The sequence below is a fragment of the Microbacterium sp. CCH5-D1 genome, assembly GCF_001557335.1.
In the GTDB taxonomy this organism is placed as follows: Bacteria; Actinomycetota; Actinomycetes; order Actinomycetales; family Microbacteriaceae; genus Microbacterium; species Microbacterium oxydans.
This window is the reverse complement of sequence record NZ_LSJW01000310.1, coordinates 1-1,099: the sequence shown is the minus strand read 5'-3', so window position 1 is coordinate 1,099 and position 1,099 is coordinate 1. Positions and strand designations below refer to the sequence as shown.

2 protein-coding genes are annotated in these 1,099 nt (G+C 72.9%); both read left to right on the top strand.

The genetic code is table 11. From position 1 onward, the window contains the following. On the top strand, positions 1-435 hold a 435-nt coding region (locus AX744_RS18795; protein ID WP_157543655.1), incomplete at its 5' end, for a molybdate ABC transporter permease subunit. Continuing rightward, positions 432-1,099 (top strand): ATP-binding cassette domain-containing protein (locus tag AX744_RS18790; protein ID WP_157543654.1); only part of this gene is annotated, 668 nt, incomplete at its 3' end. The genes AX744_RS18795 and AX744_RS18790, both read left to right, overlap by 4 nt.

Below are 1,099 nucleotides of genomic sequence, written 5' to 3'. Positions count from 1 at the left end.
TTCGGCGGGCTCGGCCTCTCCTTCAGCACTCCCGCCGTGGTGCTGGCGCAGACCTTCGTCGCGCTGCCCTTCCTGGTCCTGGCCGTCGAGGGTGCCGTGCGCACGTCGGGCGTGGACCACGAGCGCACGGCCGCGGCCCTCGGAGCCGGACGATGGACGATCCTGCGCCGCATCACCCTGCCGATCGCGGCACCGGGGATCGTGGCTGGCGTCGTGCTGTGCTTCGCGCGGGCGATCGGCGAATTCGGTGCGACGGCGCTGTTCGCAGGCAATCGACCGGGAGTCACCCAGACGATGCCGCTCGCGATCTACACCGCGTTCAACGGTGCGGGAGTCTCGCAGGGCACGGCGGTAGCGCTCGCCCTGCTGCTGCTCGCGACCGCCATCGTCGTGCTGCTTCTCGTGCGCGGCTGGCGACCAGGGGCCGCACGATGACGGGAAGGGAGACCCGGGCCGAGGCGCCGGGGCTGCGCGCACACATCGTGGTCGATCGCGAGCACTTCGCCGTCGACGTCGCTCTGCAGGTGGCGGTGGGGGAGACCATGGCCATCATGGGGCCCAGCGGCGCGGGCAAATCGACCCTGCTGCACGCACTCGCGGGCCTCGAGCCGCTGAGCGCGGGAGAGATCGAGGTCGCCGGCCGGGTCGTCGACCGCGTCGCCTCACCACGGGTGCGGACGCCGCCGATGAACCGCGGGGTCGTGCTGCTCGGCCAGGATGCGCGTCTGTTCCCGCACCTGTCCGTCCGCGAGAACGTCGCCTTCGGCCCTCGGGCGGCAGGCACGGACGCCCGTGCCGCGCGAGACTCTGCCGATGAGTGGCTCGCACGCGTCGGGCTCGCCGGATCCGGGGACCGGATGCCGCGTGAGCTCTCGGGTGGTGAAGGGCAGCGCGTGGCCGTCGCCAGGGCGCTCGCCGCCTCTCCGCGCGCGGTGCTGCTCGACGAACCGCTGGTGGCGCTCGACCCGGTGACGGCGGGCGAGATCCGACAGATGCTGCGCGACCAGCTCGCCGGGGTCACCACGATCGCGGTCACCCACGATGCCGCTGATGCTGTCGCGTTGGCCGAGCGCCTCCTGGTCGTCGAGTCGGGGCGGGT